Genomic DNA, 26049 nt, shown 5'->3' with positions numbered 1-26049 from the left:
CGGTCGCGCCCGATGCGTCATCGCGGCGCGTCGCCGCCCAGGATGCGCGCCTCCAGGATGCCGGTGGCCCTGGCGCTCTTCATGGCCACGCGAACGGCGGTGGCGGTGACCTGGAAATCGACGCGGTTGAAGGCGTTGAGCGCCATGCCCGGGGCCGGCAGTGGCTGCCAGGCCTTGCCGTCCCAGAACTCCGCCGTCGCCGCCGTCGGCGTGGCGATGCCCGCGCCGTCGTTCCACCAGTAGACCTCCAGCGCGCTCAGCGACTTGGGCGCGGTCCAGGTGAAGCTGACCCAGTCGGTGCGGTTGTAGAGCGCCTCGCCCTGCCAGTTGCCGTAGGCGCCGCCGGTGCGGTCGGCCGAGTTGGCCGGCACGAGCGCGTCGGTCACCGCCGCCAGGCTCTCCCAGGGCGAGACGTAGGAGGTCGCCAGCGTGGCCGTCGCGGCGATGTTGGTCGGTGCCGGTGCCTCGGCGCCGAGCACGCGCGCCTCCAGGATGCCGGTGGCCCGGGCGCTCCTCATGGCCACGCGCAGCCGGGTGGTCGTCACGCCCAGCGTCGCGCGGTTGAAGGTGTCGAGCGCGGTGCCCACGGCACCCAGGGGCAGCCAGGCGGTGCCGCTCCAGTACTCGACGCTGGCGGCCGTCGGCGTGCCGATGCCCGCGCCGTCGTTCCACCAGTAGACCTCCAGCGCGCTCAGCGCCTTGGGGGTGGTCCAGGTGAAGCTGACCCAGTCGGTGCGTCCATAGTTGGCCTCGCCCTGCCAGTTGCCGTAGGCGCCGCCGGTGCGGTCGGCCGAGTTGGCCGGCGCGACCGTGTTGGCCATCGCCGCCAGGCTCTCCCAGGGCGAGACGTAGGAGGTCGCCAGCGTGGCCGACGGCGCCAGGTTGGTCGTCGCCTTCACCGTCGCGTCGAGCGCGTAGCGGCAGCCCTTGACCGTGCCGGGTGCCGGATCGCCGAAGACGGCGTTGGTGCAGGCGATGGTGCCGGCGACGGCGGTCCTGACCGCCCACTGGGCGTTGGCGCCGTACCAGACGGTGGCGGTGGCGCCCGCGGGCAGCGCGCACGTCCCGCCCTCGGCGGCGCAGGCCGTGGCCGTGGACGGCGGCACGGCGGCCGGGGCGGTCGTGCCCCCGGTGCCGCCCGTACCGCCACCCGTGCCACCCGTGCCGCCGGTGCTGCCCGTGCCGCCGCCCGTGCCGCCGGCGGTGGGCGCGGCCGTCTCCTCGCCGCCGATCTGCTGCAGGTACGCCACCAGGCTGGTCAGATCGCCCGCGCCCAGGTTGGTGCCCGCGTGGGCCTGCACGGCCGCCGCGAGCGTCGGCGCGCTGCCGTCGTGCAGGTAGGGGGCGGTGGCCCACACGTCGCGCAGCGTGGGCACGTCGATGCCCGCGAGGTTGGCGCCCAGGCGCTGGCCGCTGCTCGTGCGCAGGGTGCCGACGTTGCGCAGCGCGCTGGCGTCGGCGCTGAGCGTGAAGGGCGCCCCGGCGTGGCAGCTCGCGCAGTTGGCCGCCGCGAAGACCGCCTTGCCCGCCTGCGCGGGCGTGGTCAGCGAGGCGTCGGCGTTGCGCAGCGGACTGGGCGCGAAGGCGTCGAGCGAGCCGAGGTAGGCCGCCAGCGCGTCGAGGTCGGTGCTCACGCCGGCCTTGCGGTCGCCCAGCGGCTGGGCGCGGGTGCCGGTGGCGAACTGGGCGTCCGTCATCAGGCCGGTGCCGCCCGCGAAGTCGCGGATCTGCTTCTCGAAGTCCTGGACCTCGTCGCCGTTGGCGCTCCAGTGGGTGAAGCCGTGGCCCACGCCCGCGCGGCCCTTGAGCGCGATGGTGTTGCGCAGGCCCTCGCCGAAGCCCGTGAAGTCCCAGGTGCGCCCGTCGTGGCCCGCGTCGCTGTGGCAGCTCGCGCAGCTCATGTAGCTGTCGCGCGCCAGGCGCGGGTCGCGCGCGTCGTAGAACAGCTGCTTGCCCGCGAGCACCTGCGCGGCGAGCCGCTCGGCGGCCACCGTCGTGGTGGTGGCGATCGGTGGCAGGCGCAGTTCGCCGTTGACCGCCAGCGGGGCGAGGTCCAGCACGCTCACGCTGCGGTCCATGAAGTTCTGCACGTACAGCGTCCGGCCGTCCGCCGACACCGACAGGGCCTGCGGCGCGCGACCCACGTCGGCCCTGAACAGCTCGCGACCGCCGGCCGCGTCCACCACCGCCACCTGGCGGCTGGTCTCCAGCGCCACGAAGAGGTAGGCCCCCGACGGGTGGAAGGCCGCCGCCGAGCCGAGGCTCGCGTTGTCGTGGTCCACGCGCCGGGCGTAATCCTCCGCGAGCGTGGCCAGCTCGATGCGCGAGGAGATGGCGCGCACGGTGTTCTGGAAGTCCAGGCCCTGGCCGCTGCGCAGGGTGCCGCGCTTGACGTTGTCCTGCTTGGAGGGCACCCACGCCGACCTGCCGTCCGGCGAGATCGTGGCCGCGCCCAGGTAGTTGGGGAGGCCGGCGCCCTGGATCTCGGTGTCGGTCTTGTCGCTGTGGCGCAGCACGACGGTGCGGGTCACCGCCAGCGTCGACGCGTCGATCGCCAGCACCTCGGCGCCGCCGAGGGCGGTGTTGACCGTCGCCGTGCCTTCGCCCGCGAGCGGCGCGGTGACGAAGCGCGAGACCAGCACGGTCGCCGCGTCGGCGCCGATCGACAGGTGGCGGGGATTGGCGCCGACGGCCGCGGTCGCCTGCACGGCGCCGCTGGCGGCGTCGAGCCGCTGGAGCTGGCCGAGCGCCTCCAGCACCACGAAGGCGGCACCGCCGCCGGGCGCGAAGACCAGCCCGTGCGGCTGCGAGGCACGCGCCAGAGCCACGGTCTGCACGACCGCCAGCGTGGCCGGGTTGACGATGCTGATGCTCGCCGAGGCCTTGTTGACGACCCAGACGCGGCCGTCCGGCGCCACCGCGACGCTGCGCGGCGAGGCGCCCACGGCGATCTCCGCCACGCGGGCGTTGGTGGCGGTGTCGACGACGGCGACCGAGTCGTTGTCCGGGTTGGCGATCCACAGGCGCGCCGAGGCGTTGGCGCGGGCCTCCAGCGCCGTGGCGCCCGATGCGTTGGGCCTGCGCGCCGTCGGCGTCGCGCCCACGGCCTGGACGAAGCTGCGGCGCCCCAGCGAGCCGTCGGCCGCCCGGGCCGTCAGCACGACGGCGTAGACCCCCGGCTGGGCGTAGACGTGGGTGGCGGTGGCGGCCGTGGCGAAGGCGGTGGCGGCGGAGCCGTCGCCGAAGTCCCAGCTGTAGGTGGTGCCGGCGACCGCCGAGACGCCATAGCTGGCCGTGCCGCCGGCCACGATGACCGGTGCGTTGACGGTGGCCGACAGGTCCGGCGGGTTGTAGGGCGTGGTGGCCACCGGCGGTGCGCTGGTGTTGGCGCCGATGGCGACGATGGTGCCGCGCGAGGGCACGCCCGCCGCGTCGATCGCCACCAGCTGGTAGTAGCCCGGCGGCACGGTGTTCCTGTCGGGCACGGTGGTGGTCAGGCGGTAGGTGTCCTGGGAGAACGCGAGCGGGATGCGGCGCTGGCCCGGGTTGAACGAGTGCGTGCCGGCGCTCAGGCCCACCAGCACCATCTGCGCGATGGCGCCGGCGCCGGCCATGTCGACCTGCAGGGCGTCGCCGTTGGCGTAGGTCAGCCCGCTCAGGGCCGCCATGACCGGGCGCGGCGCGAGCTGCGCGGCGCCGTTGACCGTGCGGAACAGGTAGGGCGGGTAATAGGCCTCGGCGTTGCGGTTGGTCACCGGGCCGGGGGCGCCGCCGCCGGTGGAGAGCACCGTGCCGTTGGGCATCAGCACGCTGAAGGAGTGGTAGCCGCGAAAGATGGCCGCGTTCGCTCCGGTGCTCCAGGTGCCCGAGGCCGGGTCCCAGGTCTCGGCGGCATAGACCGCGTTGACGCCGTTCTCGTTGCCCTGCCGCGTGCCGCCGGTGATCAGCACGCGGCCGGTCGGCAGCACGATCGCGTTGGGGAAGCGGCGCGCGGTCTTCATCGCCGGCTGTTCCGCGAGCCGGGGCGCGCCGCCGCTGATGTCGATCATCGTCGCCCCGGCGCTCGCGGGCAGGCCGTCGCCGTTGAACGAGCCGTTGCCGCCGACCACCAGGATGCGGCCCGGCGCGTACATGACGGCGGTGTTGGTCGCGCCGACGTTGGGCCGCGTGGTCGCGTTGGGCGCCTCCTTGAAGCGGCCGGCCACCGACAGCGTGCCGTTGCCGGCGGGGTCGAGGTACCACATGGTCTCGGCCGAGACGCCGAAGACGCGGCCGTCCGGCGCCACCCAGGCGCGCGGGTAGGAGGCGCGCAGGTAGTCCGGGCCGAAGGCGTCCCGGCTGTAGGCGCCGAACAGGGAACGCCAAGCGCCGTTCTCCAACACTTCCGGCGTCATCGACGCCAGACCCTGGGCGACCGACTGGGCCGGGTTGTCCTGCATGCCCTCGGCATAGGGGTTCATGCCTCCGAGCACCACCGGGCGGCCGTCGGGCAGGTTGAGCATCGTGGCGTACCAGCGCTCGTCGGCCAGGTTGGCGGCGGAGGTCGTCACGCCGTCGGTGGCGGGCGTGTAGAGCGTGGTCGTGACGGCGCCGTTGCCGCCGGAGATCATCAGCCGACCGTCGCCCAGGTAGGCGGCGGCGGAACAGAAGCTGTCCTGCTGGCCGTCGCGGTAGGTGGTGCGATGGGCGTTGTCGCCGAAACCCAGCGTCGGGTCCCAGACGTCGAAGTAGCGGCCGTTCTGCCCCGCGCCGTCGGGCGTGGAGCCATAGCTCAGGACGCGGCCGTTGGGCAGCACGGCGGCGTGCAGCGCGTTGAGCGGCCAGTTCTGCACGCCCGACCACAGGCCCTGCGTGGGCGCGCTCGCCGGGATGGCCAGGTTCTGCAGCGTCGGATCGGCCACCGCCGGCACCGTGACCCAGCTCGACGGCTTGAGCGCCGGCGCGCGCTGCTGCGCGACGGCCGCGACCGTGCCGCTCGCCACCGGGGACGCGCCCGTCGCCGCGGCGTTGTCGCCGTCGCCGCCACAGGCTGACAGGCCCGCCGCGACCAGCAGGGCCAGCGCGCGGCGTGGCCAGGGACGGGGCACCGGGCGCCCCGGGCGCCCCGGGCGCAGGGCGATGCGTGACGGAGGCGCGGCAGCGGAGGCTTGGGGCGGGTGCGACATGGTGGTTCTTCTTCGGTTCTGGGGTCGGCGACATCGGCCCCGGGCGGGCACGGCGAAGCCACGCGGCGCGGTGCGCGCGGGAGCGGGGATCGGAAATCGCGGGAGATCGCGGGAGATCGCGGCACAGACAGGGTGGCGCGTGGGCGGCCGCCCGCGGACGGGGCGTCCGGCTAGGGCGTCCGGCGGGCGGGGTCGGCCATGTCGCGCAACCGCGTCAGCTCGCCGGCCAGCCGCGCGGTGTCGACGCCGCCGTAGCGCTGCATCAGCCGGCCCGCGCCGTCGACCAGCCACAGGCCCGTGGCATGGTCCTGGGGGCGCGGCGGCGAGGCGGCGTCGCGGAACAGCCGCAGCCGCTCGCCCAGCCGCTCGATGTCCTGCGGGCGCCCGGTGGCGAAGGTCCACGAAGAGAAATCCGCGCCGGCGCTGCGTCCGTAGGCGCGCAGCAGGGCGGGCGTGTCGCCCAGCGGATCGACCGAGATCGACACGAAGCGCACGTCGCGGCGCACCGACGCGGGCAGCGACTGCTGCACGGCGGCGAGTTCGCGCGTCTGGGTCGGGCAGGTGGTGGCGCAGCCGGTGAAGACGAAGTTGAGCAGGACGATCCGGCCGGCCAGTCCGGCGGGCCGGAAGGCCTTGCCGTCCTGGTCGACCAGCTGCATGCCCTGGAGATGGTCGTAGAAACTCGGGGCCGGCGTCGCCGCCGTCGCCTTCGATCCCGGCAGCGCCGCGTTGCCCAGGGCCAGGACCACGCCGGTCAGCAGGGCGAGCAACAGCGCGGCGGCGGCGATGCCGGCCCGGCCGGGCGCACCGAAGGCCCGCAACCGAGGTGGGCCGGGGTCGACGTCGTCCGGCGACGCGCCCCGATGGCTTCCTGACATCATCTTTACCCCAAAAAGAATACCTAAGTATTCAGAACAAGACCAGCAAGGCCGTGATCGTAGGGCAAAGTCTTACAAAAACTATGGAAGTATTGGACGTTTTGTAAACAAAACGATCACGTTGGGCACGCCGTGTGCCCCAGTTCACAGGGTGCGGACGTCAGGGCGCTGGATCGGGCAGGACGGCGTCGGCCGCCGCGCCGATCGCCTTGCCGCCCAGGCGCACGGTGCCGACCGCCGCGTCGGCCGCCAGCCCGACCACCGAAGCGCCGACGCCCACCGCCGTGCCCGCCACCGAGACGGCGGCGCCGGCCACGCCGATCACGGCGCAGCCGCCCAGGCCCGACAGCGCGATGGCGGCGCAGACGGCCAGGGCGGGGCCGGCGAGGCGCCGGCGCCCAGGGGTGTCCTCGAGGGGCGAAGCCATGGCGCCGATGCTCAGCGCACCCGCATGCCGGGCACCGCGCCGGCCCAGGGTTCGAGCACGTGGATGCCGGGGGTGGCCTTCTCGTCGGCATGGCTGGCGGCCAGCACCATGCCCTCGCTGACGCCGAACTTCATCTTGCGCGGCGCCAGGTTGGCGACCATCACCGTGAGCTTGCCCACCAGCTGCCCGGGCGCGTAGGCCGAGGCGATGCCGCTGAAGACGTTGCGCGTGCGGCCCTCGCCGACGTCGAGCGTCAGGCGCAGCAGCTTGGTCGAGCCCTCGACGGCCTCGCAGGCCACGATGCGGGCGATGCGCAGGTCGATCTTCGCGAAATCGTCGATGCCGATGACCGGCGCGATCGCCTCGCCGCCGGGCCGGGGGGCGTCGCCGTCGACGGGCGCCACGGCGGTCGCCGCCGTCGCGCCACCCGCCGCCGGCGCCTCGGCCTTCGGCGCGTCGGACTCGAACAGGGCGTCGACGCGTTTGGGATCGACGCGCTGCGTCAGGTGGCGGTAGTCGGCGATGACGTGGCCCGGCGGCAGCAGCGCGTCGGCGTCCTGCCAGCGCAGCGGCGCGATGTTCAGGAAGCGCTCGACGTCGGCGGCCAGCGCCGGCAGCACCGGCTTGAGGTAGATCGTGAGCAGGCGGAAGGCCTGGATGCAGGTCGTGCAGACGTCGTGCAGGCGGGCCTCGGCGCCGTCCTGCTTGGCCAGTTCCCAGGGCTTGTTGACATCGACGTACTCGTTCACGCGGTCGGCCAGCGCCATGGTGTCGCGCATGGCGCGCGCGGTGTCGCGCGCGTCCTGCAGCGTGCGCAGCCCGGCCCCGGCCTCCCGCAGGGCCTGCAGCAGCGCCGCGCCGTCGGCCGACACCTCGCCCAGCCGGCCGCCGAAGCGCTTGGCGGTGAAACCGGCCGCGCGGCTGGCGATGTTGATGTACTTGCCCACCAGGTCGCTGTTCACGCGGGCGATGAAGTCCTCGGGGTTGAAGTCGATGTCCTCGTTGCGCCCGTTGAGCTTGGCCGCGAGGTAGTAGCGCAGGTGCCCGGGGTCGAGCCCGACCGAGAGGTAGCGCAGCGGGTCGATGCCGGTGCCGCGGCTCTTGCTCATCTTCTCGCCGCCGACGGTGAGGTGGCCGTGCACGTACACGGCATCGGGCGCCTTGCGGCCGCTGAAGTGCAGCATCGCCGGCCAGAACAGGGTGTGGAAGGTGATGATGTCCTTGCCGATGAAGTGCACCTGCTCCAGCGCCGGGTCGGCCATGTAGTCGGCATAGGTGACGGCGTCGCCGCCGGCCTCGAGGGCCTGGGCGCGGCGGCGGTCCAGCAGGTTCTTCAGCGAGGCCAGGTAGCCCACCGGGGCGTCGAGCCAGACGTAGAAGTACTTGCCCGGCGCGTCCGGGATCTCGATGCCGAAGTAGGGCGCGTCGCGACTGATGTCCCAGTCGCCCAGGCCGGCGCGCGCGGGCTTCGCGGCGCCGTCCCCGGCCGGCGTGTCGGCCGGCGCGTCGGTCGGCTCCTCCCGGTAGAGCCATTCGCGGATCTTGTTCTGCACCTCGGGCTGGACGTGGCCGGCCGCGGCGGTCCACTGCTTCAGGAAGGCCTCGCAGCGCGGATCGGAGAGCCGGAAGAAGAAGTGCTCGGAGCTGCGCAGTTCCGGCTTGGCGCCCGAGAGCGCGGAGTAGGGCGCGATCAGCTCGGTGGGCGCGTAGACCGCGCCGCAGACCTCGCAGTTGTCGCCGTACTGGTCCCTGGCGTGACAGTTGGGGCATTCGCCCTTGATGAAGCGGTCGGCCAGGAACATGCCCTTCTCGGGGTCGTAGAACTGCTCGACGCTGCGCGTCTCGATCAGGCCGGCGGTGTCGCGCAGGTCGCGGTAGATGTCCCGGGCGAGTTCGTGGTTCTCCGGCGCGTCGGTGGAGTGCCAGTTGTCGAAGGCGATGTGGAAACCGTCGAGGTAGGGCTTGCGCCCGGCGGCGATCTCCGCGACGAAGGCCTGCGGCGTGACGCCGGCCTTGTCCGCCGCGATGGTGATGGCCGCGCCGTGGGCGTCGTCGGCGCAGACGAAGTCGACCTCGGCCCCGTTCATGCGCTGGAACCGCACCCAGATGTCGGCCTGGATGTATTCCATGATGTGGCCGATGTGGAACTTACCGTTGGCGTAGGGCAGGGCGGTGGTGACGAAGAGCTTGCGCGGGGACATCGGGAGGGCGCTTTCTGGGGGGAGGGGACGAACGGCTTGGAGAGGCGGGACGCCGGGGCCGTGGCGACGCCCGGGCGGATCGGGCATTTTAAGTGGGGGCCGCCCGAGGCTAGGATGAAGGCCTTCAGACTCCACGGAAGCGAGCGTGCCGCCATGACCACCCCCATTCCCGCCACCCTCATCCCCGGCGACGGCATCGGCCCGGAGATCGTCGATGCGACGCTCGCCGCGCTCGACGCCCTGGGCGCGCCCTTCGCCTGGGACCGCCAGATCGCCGGCCTGGGCGGCGTGCAGGCCGCCGGCGACCCGCTGCCCGCGGCCACGCTCGAGAGCATCCGGCGCACCCGGCTGGCGCTGAAGGGTCCGCTGGAGACGCCCTCGGGCGGCGGCTACCGCTCGTCGAACGTGCGGCTGCGCGAGGAATTCCAGCTCTACGCCAACCTGCGCCCGGCGCTGACCATCATCCCCGGCGGGCGCTTCGACGACATCGACCTGATGGTGGTGCGCGAGAACCTGGAGGGCCTCTACATCGGCCACGAGCACTACGTGCGCATCGACGACGACCCGCACGCCGTGGGCATGGCCACCGGCATCAACACCCGCCAGGGCTGCCACCGCCTGCTGGAGTACGCCTTCGAGACCGCCATCGCCACCGGCCGGAAGAAGGTCACGCTGGTCCACAAGGCCAACATCATGAAGGTGCTGACCGGCCTCTTCCTGGAGACCGGGCTGCGGCTTTACGAGGAGAAGTACAAGGGCCGGTTCGAGCTCGACACCATCATCGTGGACGCCTGCGCGATGAAGCTGGTGCTCGACCCGTGGCAGTTCGACATGCTGGTCACCACCAACCTGTTCGGCGACATCCTCTCCGACCTGGTGGCCGGGCTGGTCGGGGGCCTGGGCATGGCGCCGGGCGCCAACATCGGCGCCGACGCGGCGATCTTCGAGGCCGTCCACGGCTCGGCGCCCGACATCGCCGGCAAGGGCGTCGCCAACCCGACGGCGCTGCTGCTGGCCGCGGCCATGATGCTCGACCACGTGCGCCTGCCGGCGCTGGCCACGCGCCTGCGCCGCGCCATCGACCAGACGCTCAACCTCGACCAGGTGCGCACGGGCGACCTGCGCGGCAAGGCCACCACGGCCGAGTTCACGCGCGCGCTGGTGGCCCGCATCGCGAACGGCTGAGGCGCGCGCATCGATGGACGACATGCTTTCGCCCCCCGTCATCCACACCGCCATGGGTTCTCCCCTGGCGACGCTGTCACTGCTGGAGACGCGCGTGCTCGGCGTGCTGATCGAGAAGCAGCGCACCGTGCCCGACAGCTACCCGCTCACGCTCAACGCGCTGGTCTCCGGCTGCAACCAGAAGACCAGCCGCAACCCGGTGCTGGAGGTCTCCGACGCCCAGGCGCAGGACGCGCTCGACAGCCTCAAAGGCCGCAGCCTGGTCGGCGAGACCAGCGGCGGGCGCACCTTCCGCTACTCCCACAACCTCGACCGGGTGCTGAAGCTGCCCTCGCAGTCGACCATCCTGCTGGCCGTGCTGATGCTGCGCGGGCCGCAGACGGCGGGCGAACTGCGCATCGCCTGCGACCGCATGCACAACTTCGCCGACATCTCCTCGGTCGAGGGCTTCCTCGACGAGATGGCCGAGCGGCCGGCCGGCGCGCTGGTGGCCAAGCTCGCGCGGCTGCCCGGCGCGCGCGAGGGGCGCTGGGCGCAGCTGCTGTCCGGCGCGCCGCCGGAGGACTTCGCGCCCGCGCGCGGCGCCGACGCCGGCGGCGGCCAGGGCGGCGCGGACGTGACGCAGGGCGAGGTCGCGGCGCTGAAGTCGAACGTGGCGAGGCTGGAGGCCGAGGTTGCGGCCCTGCGCACCCTGCTGGCGCGCGTGTGCGACGAACTCGGGATCGCGTCGGCCTGAGGCGGCCGGCCGGTTTCGCGAACGACACCGACGCATGCGGATCCTCTTCGTCCACGGCATGGGGCGCAGCCCCCTCTCGGGCTGGCCGCTGCTGGCGACGCTGCGCCGCGCGGGTTTTCGCACCGCCACCTTCGGCTACATGACGAGCCTGGAGGACGCCGACGCCATCGTCGAACGGCTGGCCTCGCGGCTGGCCGTGCTGGGTGCGGAGGGCGACCACGTCGCGATCGGCCATTCGCTCGGCGGCGTGCTGCTGCGCGCGGCCATCGCGCGACTGCCGGGCGATGCCATGCGGCCACGCCACCTGTTCCTGCTGGGCTCGCCGGTCGGCGCGGCGCGGCTCGCCGTGCGGCTGCGGGGCCAGCCGGTGTACCGCCTGCTCACGCGCGACTGCGGGCAGATGCTGGCCTCGCCTGAACGGATGGCGGCGATCGGCCGGCCGGCCGTCCCGGTCACCAGCGTGGTCGGCACGCGCGGCTGGACCGGGCCGCGCAGTCCCTTCGGCATGGAAGTCAACGATGGCGTCGTGGCGCTGTCCGAGGTGGCGGCCGACTGGGCCACCGATCCGGTCCGCCTGCCGGTCGTCCACACGCTGCTGCCGGCCAGCGCGTGCGTGGCCGGCATCGTCCGCGAGCGGCTGGGCGCGACGGGCTGAATCCGCGCCAAGACTGTGGTCCCCGAAGGACTTGGGTGGCGCACTAGACTACCGGCCACTCTGGAGTTTGAACACATGTCAGTCACGCAAGCGGCGCTTCTGGAGGCGCTCGCGTCCGTCCTCGATCCCCACACGTCCAAGTCCTTCGTCGCCGCCCGCGCGGTGAAGAACGTGCAGATCGACGAAGGCGATGTCGCCTTCGACGTCGAGATGGGCTATCCCGCGAAAAGCCGGCACGCGGCCCTGCGCAGCGCCTTCGTCGCCGCGGCGCGCGCCGTGCCCGGCGTGGGCAACGTCTCGGTCAACATCACCACCAAGGTCGCCAGCCATGCCGTGCAGCGCGGCGTGCAGCTGCTGCCGGGCGTGAAGAACATCGTCGCCGTGGCCTCGGGCAAGGGCGGCGTGGGCAAGAGCACCACCGCCGCCAACCTGGCGCTGGCGCTGGCCGCCGAGGGCGCCACCGTCGGCCTGCTCGACGCCGACATCTACGGTCCGAGCCAGCCCATGATGATGGGCGTCTCCGGCCAGCCCGAGAGCACCGACGGCAAGGTCATGCAGCCGCTTCTGGCCCACGGCGTGCAGGTGATGTCGATCGGCTTCCTGGTCGATGCCGACCAGGCGCTGATCTGGCGCGGTCCCATGGCCACGCAGGCCCTGGAGCAGCTGCTGCGCCAGACCGCCTGGAAGGACCTGGACTACCTCATCGTCGACATGCCGCCGGGCACCGGCGACATCCAGCTCACGCTCAGCCAGCGCGTGCCCATGACCGGCGCGGTGATCGTCACCACGCCGCAGGACATCGCCCTGCTCGACGCCAAGAAGGGCATCCGCATGTTCGAGAAGGTCGGCGTGCCGATCCTGGGCATCGTGGAGAACATGGCGGTGCACGTGTGCACGAACTGCGGCCACGTCGAGCACATCTTCGGCGCCGAGGGCGGCAAGAAGATGGCGGCGGAATACAGGATGGACTACCTGGGCGCCTTGCCGCTGGCCATGGGCATCCGCCTGCAGGCCGACAGCGGCACGCCCACCGTGGTGGCCGAGCCCGACGGCGAGATCGCCGCCATCTACAAGGACGTGGCGCGCCGCGTGGCGGTGGGCATCGCGGAGAAATCGAAGGACTTCTCGGCGAAGTTCCCCACCATCACGGTCAGCAAGGACACCTGAGGCGGGACCGCGCGGCCGCGCGCGCCGTCGGCCACCTCGCTTCCGCTTCCGCTCCCGTGCCCATGACCGCCGACATCGACATCGACATCGACACCGATCCGCCCGTCCCGTCCCCGCTCGCGCACCGGCCCGTGCGGGTGCACGGCGAGCCCGGCGTGCCGTCCGAAGGCGCGGCGCGCGAGGACGTGCTGGCCGCCGAGGTGCCCGTCGCGCTGGTCTTCAACGGCATCTCGCATGCCGTGATGATGGCCACGCCGCAGGATCTGGAGGACTTCGCGCTCGGCTTCGCGCTCAGCGAGGGCATCCTCGACGCGGCCGATGACTGCCGTGGCGTCGAGGTCCGGGCGGTGTCCGCCGCCGATGCCGGCCTGCCCGAGGGCGTTCCCGGCGTCGAGGTGCGCCTGGAGGTCTCCACCCGCAGCTTCGAGCGCCTGAAGGGCCGCCGCCGCAGCATCGCCGGGCGCACCGGCTGCGGCATCTGCGGCGTCGAGAGCTTCGCCGCGCTGGACATCGCGCCGCAGCGCGTGCCCCCGCGCGACTGGATCGGCCGCGTCGATGCCGCCACGGTGCTGCGCGCCTTCGCCGCGTTGCCCGCGCGCCAGACGCTCAACGCCCGGGCCGGTGCCATCCACGCGGCCGGCTGGGCGACGCTCGACGGCGCGCTCGTCGACGTGCTGGAGGACGTCGGGCGCCACAACGCGCTCGACAAGCTGCTCGGCCGCCTCGCGCGGATGGATCGCCTGCGGGAGCCCGGCTTCGTCGTGATGTCGAGCCGGGGCAGCCACGAACTGGTGCGCAAGTGCGCCCGGCTGGGCATCGCCGCCATGGCGACCATCTCGGCGCCCACGGCCATGGGGGTGCGCATGGCCGAGCTCGGCGGGGTGCGCTTCTGGGGCCTGTGCCGGGCGCCGCGCGCGGTGCTCTACGCCGACGGGCTGCCCGACGCCGGCGCCCCGGGCGGCTGAGCGTCCGGCGACCCCGCCAGCGCCCGCACCGCGTCGGCCGCCGCGTCGATGCCGGCGTCCGTCAGGTCGCCGGCCGCCACCACCTGGCGCCGCGTCCAGGCCTTGAAATGCCGAGACTGCGAGGCCTCGTAATGCGGGTCGTAGTGCAGCGACATCAGTTCGGCGAACAGGCGCGGCAGCTCGGCCTCGCGCGCCCACTGCTGCCAGCGCGTCACCGTCTCCTTGCCCTGCAGTTCCTTGAGCGCGCCCAGCTTCTCGGCCAGGCCGGCGCGGTCGTCGCCCAGGTAGGCGTAGTCGCGCAGCAGGTAGTCCAGCCGCGCGGCGGGCGTGGCGGCGATCTCGATGCAGGCGGCCTCGCGCATGCGCGCCACCAGCGGCATGGGGACCGACAACCGGCCGATGCGCGCGCTCTCGCCCTCGACGTAGAGCGGGCGCGCGAGGTCGAGCGTGCCGAGCACCGTGGCGATGCGGGTCTCGAAGGCCTTCTGCGCGGGCTGCGGGATGCCTGGCAGATTGCCCAGCAGCGAACCCTTGTGGCGCGCGAAATCCTCCAGGTCGAGCACCTGTTCGCCGCGCGCGGCCAGGGCCTGCAGCACGCGCGTCTTGGCGCTGCCGGTCGCGCCGCACAGCACGCGCAGGTCGAGCCGGGGCGACAGCGCCTCGATGCGCTCGATCACGTCGTGACGGAAGCCCTTGTAGCCGCCGGCGAGCTGCTGCGCGTCCCAGCCCACCAGGCGCAGCCAGGCGACCATGGAGCCGCTGCGCAGGCCGCCGCGCCAGCAGTAGACCAGCGGTCGCCACTTGATCGGCTGGTCGGCCAGCCGGGTCTGCAGATGGCGCGCGAGGTTGGCCGCGACCATCGCGCCGCCCACGCGGCGGGCCTCGAAGGCGCCCTGCTGCTTGTAGAGCGTGCCCACGACGACGCGCTCGGCGTCGTCGAGCACCGGCAGGTTGATGGCGCCGGGAATGTGGTCGAGCGCGAATTCGGCCGGGCTGCGGGCGTCGATCACGGTGTCGAAGCCGGCGATGTCCTTGACCTGGACGGGTTGGCGATGCGAGTTCATGGCGATGCGGGGAAAAGGGAAGGGAAGCGGAGGCTCAGGCGTAGGCCGGACCGAGACCGCGCCGCGACCGGGCGCTGGCCGCGTCCACCGCGGCGACGATCGCGAACATGGCGATCAGCACCGTCATGGCCTGGGACTGCTGGAAGATCGACAGGTGGAAGTACAGCAGCTGCCCGAGCCCGCCGCCGCCGACGAAGCCCAGCACCGCCGCCATGCGGATGTTCATCTCCCAGCGATAGAGCGCGTAGGCGACCCACTGCGGCAGCGCGATCGGCAGGCTGGCGTAGGCGAAGGCCGCGACCGGACCGGCGCCCGACAGGGCGAGCGCCGCCTCGGGTTCGCGCGGCACGTTCTCCAGCGTCTCGCCGAACAGCCGGCCGAGCACGCCGGTGGTGTGCAGCGCCAGCGCCAGTGCGCCGGCGAAGGGGCCGATGCCGGCGGCCAGCACCATCACGGCGGCCCACACCAGTTCGGGCACGCTGCGCAGCACGTTGAGCGTGAAGCGCGACGCCTCGCTCGCCACCGGACCGGCGCGGCCCGAGGCCGGCAGCGCCAGCAGCGCCCCGGCCAGGGCGGCCAGCACGGTGCCCAGCGCCGACACCGCCAGCGTCTGCAGCGCGCCCGCTGCGACCTTGCGCAGGAACGCGGGCGTCAGGTCCGGCGGGAAGAATTCGGCGACGAAGCGGCCCATGTGGCCGAGCGATTCCGCCGACGCCAGCGCGCCGAAGCCCAGGTCCAGGTAGACGAAGCTGGCCACCACCGCCGCCAGCACCGCCACCGGCACGAGCCGGCAGCGCAGGCACGGCGCGGGACGCCGGGCCAGCGTGGGCGAGCGGGGAGGCGGGTTCATGCCAGCATCCTGCGCAGGGCGTTGCTCAGCAGATCGGCCAGCAGCACCAGAGCCAGGAACACCAGCAGGATGCTGCTGGCCTCGCCGCCGTTGAGCATCTTCATCGACTGGTCCATCAGCTGGCCCAGCCCGCCGGCGCCGACGAAACCCATCACCACCGAGGCGCGCACCGCGCATTCCCAGCGGTAGACGGTGTAGGACACCAGTTCCTGTGCGGTGTTGGGCAGCAGCCCGTAGCCCAGCGCCGCCAGCCGCCCGCCGCCGGCCTCCAGCAGCGCGCGTGCCGGGCGGGTGTCGGTGGATTCGAGGATCTCGGCGTACACCTTGCCCAGCATGCCGCCGTAGGTGATGGCCAGCGCCAGCACGCCGGCGGCCGGCCCCAGGCCGAGCGCGCGCACGAACAGCAGGGCCCACACGATCTCGGGGATGGCGCGCAGCCCCATCAGCAGCAGGCGCACCGCCCGCCGCAGCAGCGCGCCGCGCCACCGTCCCGGACCCGGCCCGATGCGCGAGACCGACAGCGCGCGCGTGCCCAGGAACGCGAGCGGTGCGCCGATGACGAACGCCAGGGCGATGCCGGCGGTGGCCATGGCCAGGGTCTCCAGCGTGGCGCGTCCGAGCAGGCGCAGGAAATCCGGCGCCGTCGCCGGCGGCAGGAAGCCGCCGAGGAAGCCGCCCAGCACGGCCAGGCTGTCGCGGTCGAAGAGCCGCCAGGGCTGGAATTCCGACAGCGCCAGCATCGGCCAGGCGATCGCCAGCGCGGCGAGCGTGCCCGCCAGCCGGCGCCGTGCCTGCGGATCGGCATGGGACACGCGCCCGGGGCGCCGCGCGAGGGACACGGACGGGGCGTTCAACGGCAGACCGGCGCCGGACGCCGGACCGGAGCGGACGCGGCCCCGGAGGACGCCATGCTCGCCGCGCCGGCGCCGCCGGGCGGCGCCTGCGTGGCCGGCCCGCCCTCGCTCGCATAGAGCGCCTCCAGCAGCGCCGGGGTGACCTCCGCCGTCGGGCGGTCGAAGGCCAGGGCACCCTCGCGCAGGCCGACGACGCGCGGGAACCAGCGCAGGGCCAGGTCGACCGCGTGCAGCGAGGCGACCAGGGTCGCGCCCGTGGCCTCGGCCTGCGCGACCAGGGCGCCGAGCGTGGCGTCGGCCAGCGTCGGGTCGAGGGCGGAGACCGGCTCGTCGGCCAGCAGCAGGTCGGGCCGCTGGTAGAGCGCGCGGGCCACGCCCACGCGCTGGAGCTGGCCGCCGGAGAGCCGGTCGCAGCGCTCGAACAGGCGGTCCTCCAGCCCCAGCCGCGCGAGCACCTCGTGCGCGCCCTCGATGTCCGACGGATGGACCAGCGAGCGCAGCGCGCGCGCCGTGGACCAGCGCCCCAGCCGGCCCGACAGCACCGCCGTCACCACCCGCAGGCGCGGGGCGATCGGCGGCGACTGGTGCACCGTGCCGATGCGCCCGCGCAGCGCCCGCAGGGTCCCGGCCGACAGGCCCCAGGGCGCCTCGCCGAGCACGCGCACGGCGCCCTCGGCCGGCCGCAGCGCGGTGCCCAGCACCCGCAGCAGCGTCGTCTTGCCCGCGCCCGACGGCCCGATCACCGCGATGCGCTCGCCCGGCGCCGCCGCGAGCGACAGTGCGGCCAGCGCGCGCTGGCCGTTGGGATGCACCACGCCGACGGCGTCGAGCCCGAAGCCCATGGGGGAGGCCGCGCCGCGCCTACTTGACCAGCCCGGCGGACCGGGCGGCCGCCTCGATGCCGTCGTAGTTGGACGACTTCGTGGGGATGAACCGGCTGGCGCGCTGCAGCGCCATGATGTCCCGGTGCGCCGGATCGGCCGGATCGAGCTTCAGGAACGCATCGGTCAGCTTCTTCTGCAGCGCCGGGTCCATGCCGGGGCGCACGGTCCAGTTGTAGTCGTAGTAGGTCGGGGTGGTGGCCAGCACGCGCACCTTGGCGGCGTTCGGGTTCTTCGACTCGACCAGCTTGTCCCAGACCGAGGCGTTGAGCACCCCGGCCTCGGCGCGCGAGGCGGCGACAAAGGCCACCGTGGCGTCGTGCGCGCCGGAAAACGCCACGCTCCTGAAGTCCTTCTCGGGATCGATGCCGGCCTGCAGCAGGAAATAGCGCGGCATCAGGCTGCCCGAGGTCGACGAGGGCGCGCCGAAGGCGAAGGTCTTGCCCTTGAGGTCGGCCAGCGTCCGGGCGGGGCTGTCGACGGGGACGATGAACTTGCTGGTGAAGACCTCGTCCTCGGCGCGCTGGACGATCGGCACGGCGCCGCCCTGGGTGCGGATGCGCGCCTGCACGAAGGTGAAGCCGCCGAGCCAGGCCAGGTCGATCTTGTTGGTCGCCAGGCCCTCCACCACGGCGGCGTAGTCGGTCACGGGCGTGAACTGCACGTCCATGCCGGTGGCCTTTTTCAGGTAGTCGCCCAGCGGCGTGAACTTGCGCTGCAGTTCGGTGGGCGCCTCGTCGGGAATGGCCGAGACGCGCAGCACGCCCTGGGCCAGGGCGCCGAGGGCGGTGAAGGTCAGGGCGAACGCCACGCCCAGGCGGCGGAGGAGCGACGAGCGGAATGAGACGGGGAGCATCGGGGAAGGCCTCGGGAGAATGCCGTGGAGGGGGCGGTGGAAGGACGGTCGCACCGCGCGGCGGGCGCGGGGAGGCCGCATTGTAGGAAGCGGGTCCGCACCGGGCGTGGCGCCGGGGCTATGGCCGCGCGCAGCTGCGCAGGCCCGCGAAGACGTCGCTGCGCTCCCCGGGGAAGAAGTTGCGGTAGCGCGGATGGCGCAGCCACGGCGCGGTCGCGAAGGAGGCGCCGCGCAGCACGCGCCGGCCGTCGAACCACGGCTGCGAGTAGTCGCGGTAAGGATGCGGCGCGAAGCCCGGGTAGGGCTCGAACGCGCTGGCGGTCCATTCCCAGACCTCTCCCCAGGCGAAGTCCCCGGCGCGCGTCGCCTGGGTGGCGGCGGCCTCCCATTGCGCCTCCGTCGGCAGGCGGCGCCCGGCCCAGCGGCACCAGGCCTCGGCCTCGTGCACGGTCAGGTGCCAGGCCGGCGCGGCCGCATCGAGCGGCGTCCAGCGCCCGAACACCCGCTGCTCCCAGCCGTGCGTCCCGCGGCGCAGGTTCAGCGGCGCCCCGGTGCCGGTGCGGCGCAGCCAGTCGCGTCCGGCCGGGGTCCAGGCCGCCTCGTCGGCGTAGCCGCCGGCCTCGACGAAGGGCAGGAACGCCCCCCAGGCGACCGGCGCGCGGTCGATGGCGAAGGCTTCCAGGTCGACCGCGTGGGCGCCGAGTTCGTTGTCGAACGCGAACCCCGGCGCCGTCGTGCCCAGGACGTGGCGGCCCGCCGCCACGCGCAGTTCGCCGGCGTCGGTCGGCCGCGCCCGGGGACCGCGGCCCTGCGCGCCCGGCCCCGGATCGATGCCCAGCCGGTCGGCCATGAAATGCCAGGCCTCGCAGTGCATCGATTCGTGGAACAGCGCCAGCCGGAAGAAGTAGAGCGCGCGGTCGGACGGCGCGCTCGCGCGCAGCAGCCCCAGCGTGGCCGCGCGCACGGCATCCAGGTAGGCCAGCGTGGCCTCGACGTCGGGCAGCGCGAGGTGCCAGCGGGTGGCGTGCGCCACGGCCGAGGAGTCGTAGAACGCATCGGCGCCGGGCAGCAGCGACGCCGTGCGAGGCGCCAGCGGATCGCCGTCCACGCCCTGCGGCCGGGCCGTGTTGCGCGAGACCCAGACCTCCTCGAACCAGCCGATGTGGCCGAGTTCCCACAGCGGCAGGTTGACCGCCGCGTCCCGGGCGATGCGCAGGCCCCCGGGCCCGAGCGCGGCGCGGAATCCCTCGAACAGCGCCAGCAGCCGCTCCCGCCCGGCGCCCAGCGCGGCCTCGATGGCGGCCGGCCCGGCGTGCCTCATCGCCTCGCCGGGCCCGCCCGCGGGCCCCTCCTGCGCCGCGGCCGCGGCCCCACGCGCCCCGGGATCGCCATCCTTGGCTATAAGCTCGTTCATGAATCGCCCTTCGATCTGCATCGTCACGCCGGCCCTGGCCGATGCCAACAACGGCAACTGGCAGACGGCCCGGCGGTGGTCCCGGATGCTGGGCGGCAATTATCGGATCGACCTCGTGGCGCGCTGGGACGGCACGCCGGCGGACGCCCTCATCGCCCTGCACGCGCGGCGTTCGGCCGACTCGGTCGCGCGCTGGGCCGAGGCGGCGCCGGGGCGGCCGTCGGCCGTGGTGCTCACCGGCACCGACCTCTACCGCGACATCCTCCACGACCCCGTGGCCGTGCGTTCGCTGCGGCTGGCCGACCGGCTGGTGGTGCTGCACGAGCGCGCCGTCGCGGACCTGCCGCCGGCCTTCCGCGCCAAGGCCGTCGCCTGTTTCCAGTCGACGACGTCGCGCGTGCCGGCGGCCAAGCCCCGGCGCCACCTGCGCGCGGTCATGGTGGGGCACCTGCGGGAGGAGAAGTCGCCCGGGACGTACTTCGCCGCCGCGCGCCGGCTGGCCGGGCGGCCGGAAATCCGGCTCGACCACGTCGGCGCCGCGCTCGACGCGGCGCTCGGGCGCGAGGCCCAGGCGCTGCAGGCCGCGCAGCCCGCCTACCGCTGGCTCGGCGCCCGGCCGCATGCCGAGGCGCGCCGCCGCATCCAGGCCGCGCACGTGCTGGTGCATCCGAGCCTGATGGAGGGCGGCGCCCACGTCGTGATGGAGGCCGTGCGCAGCGGCACGCCGGTGCTCGCCAGCCGCATCGCCGGCAACGTCGGCATGCTGGGCCCCGACTACGCCGGCTACTTCGAACCCGGCGACGATGCCGGGCTCGCGGCCCTCCTCGAAAGCTGCCGCGACGACCGGGCGATACTCGATCGCCTGGCGGCGCAATGCGCGTTGCGCGCCCCCCTGTTCGACCCGGCCCGCGAGCGCGCGACCCTGCGCGCCCTGCTGGCCGCAATGCTGGAGACCTCTGCATGACCACCCCACCGATGTCCGCTTCCTCCCTGGGGGCTCCGGCCGCCGATGCGCCGCCGGCGCCGCGCGGCCCGCGCCTGACCTCGCTCTCCCACGGCGGCGGCTGCGGCTGCAAGATCGCGCCCGGCGTGCTCTCGGAGATCCTGCGCAACAGCGCCGGCGGCCTGATCCCGCCCGAACTCATGGTGGGCATCGAGACCGCCGACGACGCCGCCGTCTACCGCCTGAACGACACCCAGGCGCTGATCGCCACCACCGACTTCTTCATGCCGATCGTGGACGACCCCTACGAGTTCGGCCGCATCGCCGCCACCAACGCCATCAGCGACGTCTACGCGATGGGCGGGCGGCCGATCCTAGCGCTGGCCCTGGTGGCGATGCCGGTGGCCCAGCTGCCGGTGGCGGTGATCGGGGAGATCGTGCGCGGCGGCCAGGACGTCTGCCGCGCCGCCGGCATCCCGATCGCCGGCGGCCACACCATCGACTCGGTCGAGCCGATCTACGGCCTGGTCGCGCTCGGCCTGGTGCATCCCGACCGCGTGCGCCGCAACGCCGGCGCCCGGCCCGGCGACGTCCTGGTGCTGGGCAAGCCCCTGGGCGTGGGCGTGCTCTCGGCCGCGCTCAAGCAGGAGCAGCTCTCGGACGCCGGCTACCGGCGGATGATCGACACCACCACGCGCCTGAACACGCCCGGCATCGCGCTGGCGGCCCTGGAGGGCGTGCACGCCCTGACCGACGTCACCGGCTTCGGCCTGGCCGGCCACACCCTGGAGCTGGCGCGCGGCGCGGGCCTCGCGGCCGTGATCGAGTGGTCGAAGGTGCCGCTGATCGAGGAGGTCGAGGCGCTGGCGGCGGCGGGTTTCGTCACCGGCGCGTCGGGCCGCAACTGGGACGGCTACGGCGCCGGGGTGACGCTGGCCGACGACCTGCCGGCCACCGCGCTCGACCTGCTCACCGACCCGCAGACCTCCGGCGGGCTGCTCGTGAGCTGCGCGGCCGAGGCGCTGGACGACGTGCTGGCGATCTTCCGGGCCGAGGGCTTCGCGCAGGCCGCAGTGATCGGCCGCGTCGAGGCCGGCGCGCCGGGGCTGCGGGTCCTCGCCTGAGGGCCGGGCCGGACGGCCCGGGTCCCCGGCCCTGGCGATGGCAGAATCCGCCGATTCCGAAACCAGCCGCGCGACACGCGTCGACGGCGAGCCGCGCCGTCTCATGGAATCCAACGACCTCGATCTCTGGCAACTGGTGGGGCAGCTCGACCCCGAGCCGATCTGCGTCTTCGACACCGGCTACCGGCTGATCGCCTTCAACCAGGCCCACGACGACGAGTTCCATCGCGTCAACGGGTTCCGCACGCACCCGGGCGACGTCTTCCCCGACCTCTTCACCGGCGAGCAGGCCGGGCTCATGCGCGGCCTGATGGCGCGCGCGCTCGCCGGCGAAGCGTTCACGGTGGTGGAGGCCTTCGGCAAGCCGGAGCTGGGCGTGCCGCAGTGGGAGATCTCGTACACGCCGCTGCGCGACGCGGCCGGCGTCGTCTTCGGCGCCTTCCACCGGGCGCGCGACCTGACCACGCACACCCTGCGCTCGCGCATGCTGATGAGCCTGGCCGACGCGCGGCGCGGCATGGAGGACGCCGACCTGCGCCACGTCGTCGGCCGGCTCGACGACCGGCTGCGCGACCTGGACGATCCCGACACCATCGCCGGCCTGTGCGCGCAGGTGGTGGGCGAGACGCTCGACGCCGCGATCACCGGCTTCGGCACCATGCTCGCCGACGACGAGACGCTGGAGGTCGCGCGCGGCTGGAGCGCCCCGGGCGCGGCCAGCGTCGTCGGGCGCCACCGGCTGGCGGACTACGGCGACTTCGTCGGGCTGCTGCGCCGGGGCCACGACTTCGTCGTCGGCGACATCGAGGGCGATCCGCGCACGGCCGCCACCCCGGCCGGCTGGCGGGTGCTGGGGGTGCGCGCCGCCGTCAACGTGCCGGTGCTGGAGAACGGACGCTATGTCGCGATGTTCTTCGTGCTGTCCGAGCGGGCGCGCCACTGGACGCCCTCGGAGCTGGGTTTCATCCGCAACGTCGCCGAGCGCGCGCGGCTGAACATCGAGCGCCGGCGCGCCGAGCTCGACCTGCGCCGCCTGGCCACGTCGCTGGAGCACCAGGTCGACGACCGCACGCGCGAGCGCGACCGGCTCTGGGAGACCAGCGTCGACCTGCTCGTGCATGGGGACTTCGACGGCACGATCTTCCGCCGCAGCCCGTCGTGGAGCCGCACGCTGGGCCACGACCCGGCTTTCCTGGCGGCCACGCCCTACCTGGAGCTGGTGCATCCCGAGGACGTGGAGGGCGTGATCGCCAACATGCGGGTGCTGCGGCGCGAGGGCCGGTCCACCCGGCGCGCGACCCGCCTGCGGCACGCCGACGGCTCGTGGCGCACCATCGACTGGTCGCTCTCGCCCAATCCCGAAGGCGGCGGCTTCAACGCCGTGGGACGCGACGTCACCGCCCGCCTCGCGGCGGAGGCGTCGCGGCGCCACCTCGAGGAGCAGCTGCGCCAGTCGCAGAAGATGGAAGCCGTCGGCCAGCTCACCGGCGGGCTGGCGCACGACTTCAACAACCTGCTCGCGGGGATCATGGGCGCGCTGGAGCTGATGCAGCGGCGCCTGGCGCTCGGCCAGCTCACGCCCGAGACGCAGGACCGCTACATCGCCACCGCGCGGGGCGCGGCGACGCGCGCGGCCTCGCTCACCCACCGGCTGCTGGCCTTCTCGCGCCGCCAGCCGCTCGACCCGCGCCCGGTCGACATCGACGCGCGCGTCGCCGACATGCGCGAGCTCGTGCAGCGCACCGTCGGTCCGACCATCGAGGTCCAGACGCCGCCCGCGCCGGGCCTGTGGTCGGCCCTGCTGGACGCCCACCAGCTGGAGAACGCGATCCTCAACCTGTGCATCAACTCGCGCGACGCCATGCCCGGGGGCGGGCGCATCGTCATCTCCACGGCCAACCACGACCTCGACGACGGCGCGGGCCGCGAGCGCGACCTGCCCGCCGGCGCCTACGTGTCGGTGCGCGTGAGCGACGACGGCGCGGGCATGTCCGAGGACACGCGCACGCGCGCCTTCGAACCCTTCTTCACCACCAAGCCGATGGGCCAGGGCACGGGGCTCGGGCTGTCGATGGTCTACGGCTTCGCGCGGCAGTCGGGCGGCCAGGCGCGCATCGAATCGCGGCCGGGCCGGGGCACCTGCGTCGCCCTGTACTTCCCGCGCCACGTCGGCCCGGGCGAGGCACCGCAGCCCCCGCGCGGGTCGAGCTACGGGGCCAACGAGCGCGCCGGCACGGTGCTGCTGGTGGAGGACGAGCCGTCCATGCGGATGCTGATGGCCGAGGTGCTGCGCGAGCAGGGCCTGGACGTGCGCGAGGCCGATCACGGCGCCGCCGGGCTGCGCATCCTGCGCTCGCCCGTCGCGATCGACCTGGTGGTGACCGACATCGGCCTGCCGGGGGGCATGAACGGGCGTCAGATGATCGAGGCGGCGCGGCCCTTGCGGCCGGACCTGCGGGTACTCTACGTGACGGGCTACGCGGAGAGCGCCGTCGTCGGCGAGGGCCTGCTCACGCCGAACGACCAGCTGCTGACCAAGCCGTTCGCGCTCGATGCCTTCGCCGGCTGCGTGGGTGCCATGACCGGCCGGCGCTGAGGCCGGACGAAGGCGGCGGCGGGCGGGCGGAGGAGTACGCGGGAAGGCGGGAGGGAGAGGGAGTCGAACCCGCCCGGCGACGCGTGGCGCCACCCACCGGGTTTGAAGCCCGGCCGTCCCACCGGGGACGCTTCCCTCCCGTGGACCTATGGCACGGGTTGCTCGTCTGCGCCGGCCGCGGCGCCCGAGCCACCGAAGAGCAGCGTGTCGGGCCGCAGCAGGTGCGTGTCCTTCACGCGCCGCGTGTAGCCGATGCGGTCGAAGAACTCGAGCAGCTGGATCGCGCGCTTGCGGCCCAGCCCGGTCGCATCGCGGAAACTCGCGGCCTGCAGACCGGCCGGATTCTGCAGGCAATCGCGCGCCAGCGCCGCGAGCCGCTCGATCGTCCCCGCGGGGTAGTAGAGATCCTTGACGACCTGGAAGGTCTGGCCGCGTCGCGCCAGGCTAGCGAGCGTCTGGCGCACCACGGGCTCGGTGGCGCCGGTGTCCCGGGCCAGGTCGCGCACCCAGGCCGGATCGAAGCCGCCTTCGGCCAGCGCGGGCAGCAGCTTCTGCGCCAGGCGCTCCTCGACGGCGCCGAGCACCGCCGCGTGGGCGGGCAGGTGCAGCCAGTGGCCGCTGCGCGCGATGCGGCCGTCGCTCAGCAGGGTCTCGATCGCATGGCGCCACGGCGCGTCGTCCACGCGGGGCGCGGCCAGGCGCTTCAGGCGACGGGCGTCGGGGCCGACCTCGTCGGGCGTCGCGCGATGGAACGCGTCCAGCCGCTCGACGACCTGCCGCCGCAGGGCCCCGGCGTGCGCGCCGGCGATGGCCGCGCGCTCCAGGCGCACCGCGTCGTCAGGCAGCGGCAGCGCCGCGTCGGCGCGCAGCCCGAGCGCGCGCGCGAGTCGCGCGGTGTCCAGGCCGGCGGGCGTGGCGTCGAGCAGGGCGGCGACGCGCGCGGCCCGGTCGTCGGAGCGCCAGGCCGCGAGCTGGGCCAGGCGCTGCGGCGTGCGGCGATGGCGCACCGGCGCGAAGGGGTCGAGCACGCGCACGCCGGCGACGGTGCGCGTGGCCGAGGCGTCGCGCAACACGCCGCGATCGCCGTGCCAGGCGCCCACCGGCTCGCGCAGCACCAGCTGGGCCAGCGCGGTCTCGCCCGGCGCCAGGGCGTCGCGGTCGAGCAGCGCGACCGACGCCATGACGTCGCTCGTGCCCAGGTGCGCGTGCACGGGGGCGCCGGAGCGCAGCGCGCGCGACTCGCCGGGCCAGAGCGCGAGTTCGACGTCGATGCGCGACGTGGCCAGCGCGACGCCCGCATCGCAGACCCACTGGCTGCGCCGGACCTCGTCGCGGGCCACGCCGGCCAGCGCCAGGGCGCAGCGCTGGCCGGCGTGGGCCTGCTCGGCCGGTGCGTTCTGCGCGTGGATGCCGCGCACCCGCACCCGGCGCTCGCCGGGCATCAGCACCAGCTCGTCGCCCACGGCGACGCGGCCGGCCACCGCCGAGCCGGTCACCACCGTGCCGACGCCCGCCAGCGTGAAGGCGCGGTCGACCGCCATGCGGAAGGCCGTGGCCGCGTCCTGCGAACGCACGGCGCGCGCCGCGTCGCCCAGGTGCGCGCGCAGGGCGTCGAGCCCTTCGCCGGTGGCCGCGGACAGCGCGAAGACCGGCGCGCCGGCCAGGGGCGTCGACGCCAGCAGGGCGTCGATCTCGGCGCGCACGCGCGCCAGCCGGGCCGGGCGCTCGGCGATGTCGACGCGATCGATCTTGGTCAGCGCGACGCTGCCGCGCGGCAGGCCCAGCAACGCCATCACGGCCAGGTGCTCGCGCGTCTGCGGCATCACGCCGTCGTCGGCGGCCACCACCAGCAGGGCGTGGTCGATGCCGGTGGCGCCGGCGAGCATGGTGTGCAGCAGGCGCTCGTGGCCGGGCACGTCGACGAAGCCCAGCGTGGCGCCGTCGTCCGCGCGCAGGTAGGCGTAGCCGAGTTCGATGGTGATGCCGCGGCGCTTCTCCTCGGGCAGGCGGTCGGTGTCGACGCCGGTGAGGGCGCGCACCAGCGTGGTCTTGCCGTGGTCGATGTGACCGGCCGTGCCGATGATCATG

At 74.0% G+C, this 26049-nt stretch carries 19 protein-coding genes and 1 tRNA gene; 8 read left to right on the top strand and 12 right to left on the bottom strand.

Annotated elements, in window-relative coordinates:
- Positions 1-17 precede the first annotated feature (17 nt).
- The 4 genes from NF681_16210 to metG form a co-directional block, all read right to left on the bottom strand.
- Complete coding sequence (locus NF681_16210) at positions 18-5165, bottom strand: DUF1929 domain-containing protein (GenBank protein ID UST53827.1); 5148 nt, start codon at positions 5163-5165, stop codon at positions 18-20.
- A gap of 170 nt (positions 5166-5335) precedes the next feature.
- Complete coding sequence (locus tag NF681_16205) at positions 5336-5986, bottom strand: SCO family protein (GenBank protein ID UST53826.1); 651 nt, start codon at positions 5984-5986, stop codon at positions 5336-5338.
- A 217-nt stretch (positions 5987-6203) separates the two neighbouring features.
- Positions 6204-6470: a hypothetical protein gene (locus NF681_16200; GenBank protein UST53825.1), complete on the bottom strand. Its 267-nt coding sequence runs from the start codon at positions 6468-6470 to the stop codon at positions 6204-6206.
- Positions 6471-6481: 11 nt separating this feature from the next.
- Positions 6482-8671: a methionine--tRNA ligase gene (metG, locus tag NF681_16195; protein ID UST53824.1), complete on the bottom strand. Its 2190-nt coding sequence runs from the start codon at positions 8669-8671 to the stop codon at positions 6482-6484.
- Between the two features lie 153 nt (positions 8672-8824).
- On the opposite strand from metG, the gene NF681_16190 reads away from it, so the two are divergent.
- The 5 genes from NF681_16190 (at position 8825) to fdhD (ending at position 13379) form a co-directional block, all read left to right on the top strand.
- Positions 8825-9856, top strand: a complete 1032-nt coding sequence (locus tag NF681_16190; GenBank protein ID UST53823.1) for an isocitrate/isopropylmalate family dehydrogenase — start codon at positions 8825-8827, stop codon at positions 9854-9856.
- Between the two features lie 52 nt (positions 9857-9908).
- Complete coding sequence (locus NF681_16185; GenBank protein ID UST55810.1) at positions 9909-10592, top strand: YceH family protein; 684 nt, start codon at positions 9909-9911, stop codon at positions 10590-10592.
- 34 nt (positions 10593-10626) lie between these two features.
- The gene (locus NF681_16180; GenBank protein UST53822.1) at positions 10627-11247 is read left to right on the top strand and encodes a hypothetical protein; all 621 of its coding nucleotides are present in this window, start codon (positions 10627-10629) and stop codon (positions 11245-11247) included.
- Between the two features lie 75 nt (positions 11248-11322).
- Positions 11323-12414 (top strand): iron-sulfur cluster carrier protein ApbC, encoded by a 1092-nt coding sequence (apbC, locus tag NF681_16175; GenBank protein ID UST53821.1) that lies wholly within the window; start codon positions 11323-11325, stop codon positions 12412-12414.
- Between the two features lie 62 nt (positions 12415-12476).
- Positions 12477-13379 carry a formate dehydrogenase accessory sulfurtransferase FdhD gene (gene fdhD / locus NF681_16170; protein UST53820.1) on the top strand — a complete coding sequence of 301 codons (903 nt, stop codon included), beginning with the start codon at positions 12477-12479 and terminating at the stop codon, positions 13377-13379.
- Here the strand turns inward: fdhD and mnmH are convergent.
- The 6 genes from mnmH to NF681_16140 all read right to left on the bottom strand — a co-directional run bounded on the left by mnmH (position 13337) and on the right by NF681_16140 (position 19298).
- Positions 13337-14443, bottom strand: coding sequence for a tRNA 2-selenouridine(34) synthase MnmH (mnmH, locus tag NF681_16165; GenBank protein UST53819.1), 1107 nt, complete (start codon positions 14441-14443; stop codon positions 13337-13339). The genes fdhD and mnmH overlap by 43 nt on opposite strands.
- A gap of 34 nt (positions 14444-14477) precedes the next feature.
- Positions 14478-15293, bottom strand: coding sequence for a phosphonate ABC transporter, permease protein PhnE (gene phnE, locus NF681_16160; protein ID UST53818.1), 816 nt, complete (start codon positions 15291-15293; stop codon positions 14478-14480).
- On the bottom strand, positions 15290-16147 hold the full coding sequence (locus NF681_16155) for an ABC transporter permease (protein UST53817.1): 858 nt from the start codon (positions 16145-16147) through the stop codon (positions 15290-15292). Before NF681_16155 ends, phnE begins: the two co-directional genes overlap by 4 nt.
- Positions 16144-16989, bottom strand: a complete 846-nt coding sequence (locus tag NF681_16150; protein ID UST53816.1) for an ATP-binding cassette domain-containing protein — start codon at positions 16987-16989, stop codon at positions 16144-16146. The genes NF681_16155 and NF681_16150 overlap by 4 nt, the downstream gene beginning before the upstream one ends.
- A gap of 19 nt (positions 16990-17008) precedes the next feature.
- Complete coding sequence (locus NF681_16145; protein UST53815.1) at positions 17009-17884, bottom strand: putative selenate ABC transporter substrate-binding protein; 876 nt, start codon at positions 17882-17884, stop codon at positions 17009-17011.
- Positions 17885-18002: 118 nt separating this feature from the next.
- Complete coding sequence (locus tag NF681_16140; GenBank protein UST53814.1) at positions 18003-19298, bottom strand: SUMF1/EgtB/PvdO family nonheme iron enzyme; 1296 nt, start codon at positions 19296-19298, stop codon at positions 18003-18005.
- On the opposite strand from NF681_16140, the gene NF681_16135 reads away from it, so the two are divergent.
- From NF681_16135 to NF681_16125, 3 genes are all read left to right on the top strand, one after another.
- On the top strand, positions 19297-20262 hold the full coding sequence (locus NF681_16135) for a TIGR04348 family glycosyltransferase (GenBank protein UST53813.1): 966 nt from the start codon (positions 19297-19299) through the stop codon (positions 20260-20262). The genes NF681_16140 and NF681_16135 overlap by 2 nt on opposite strands.
- 11 nt (positions 20263-20273) lie before the next feature.
- Positions 20274-21365: a selenide, water dikinase SelD gene (gene selD, locus NF681_16130; GenBank protein ID UST53812.1), complete on the top strand. Its 1092-nt coding sequence runs from the start codon at positions 20274-20276 to the stop codon at positions 21363-21365.
- Positions 21366-21468: 103 nt separating this feature from the next.
- Positions 21469-23961 carry a PAS domain-containing protein gene (locus tag NF681_16125; GenBank protein UST53811.1) on the top strand — a complete coding sequence of 831 codons (2493 nt, stop codon included), beginning with the start codon at positions 21469-21471 and terminating at the stop codon, positions 23959-23961.
- 47 nt (positions 23962-24008) lie between these two features.
- Here the strand turns inward: NF681_16125 and NF681_16120 are convergent.
- Positions 24009-24101, bottom strand: a tRNA-Sec gene (locus tag NF681_16120).
- Positions 24102-24107: 6 nt separating this feature from the next.
- On the bottom strand, positions 24108-26048 hold the full coding sequence (gene selB, locus NF681_16115; GenBank protein UST53810.1) for a selenocysteine-specific translation elongation factor: 1941 nt from the start codon (positions 26046-26048) through the stop codon (positions 24108-24110).
- Position 26049: the final 1 nt, after the last annotated feature.

The sequence above is a fragment of the Comamonadaceae bacterium OTU4NAUVB1 genome, from assembly GCA_024372625.1.
Taxonomy (GTDB): domain Bacteria; phylum Pseudomonadota; class Gammaproteobacteria; order Burkholderiales; family Burkholderiaceae_C; genus Variovorax.
The sequence above is the reverse complement of the archived record's forward strand: the minus strand, read 5'-3'. Positions and strand labels throughout refer to the sequence as shown.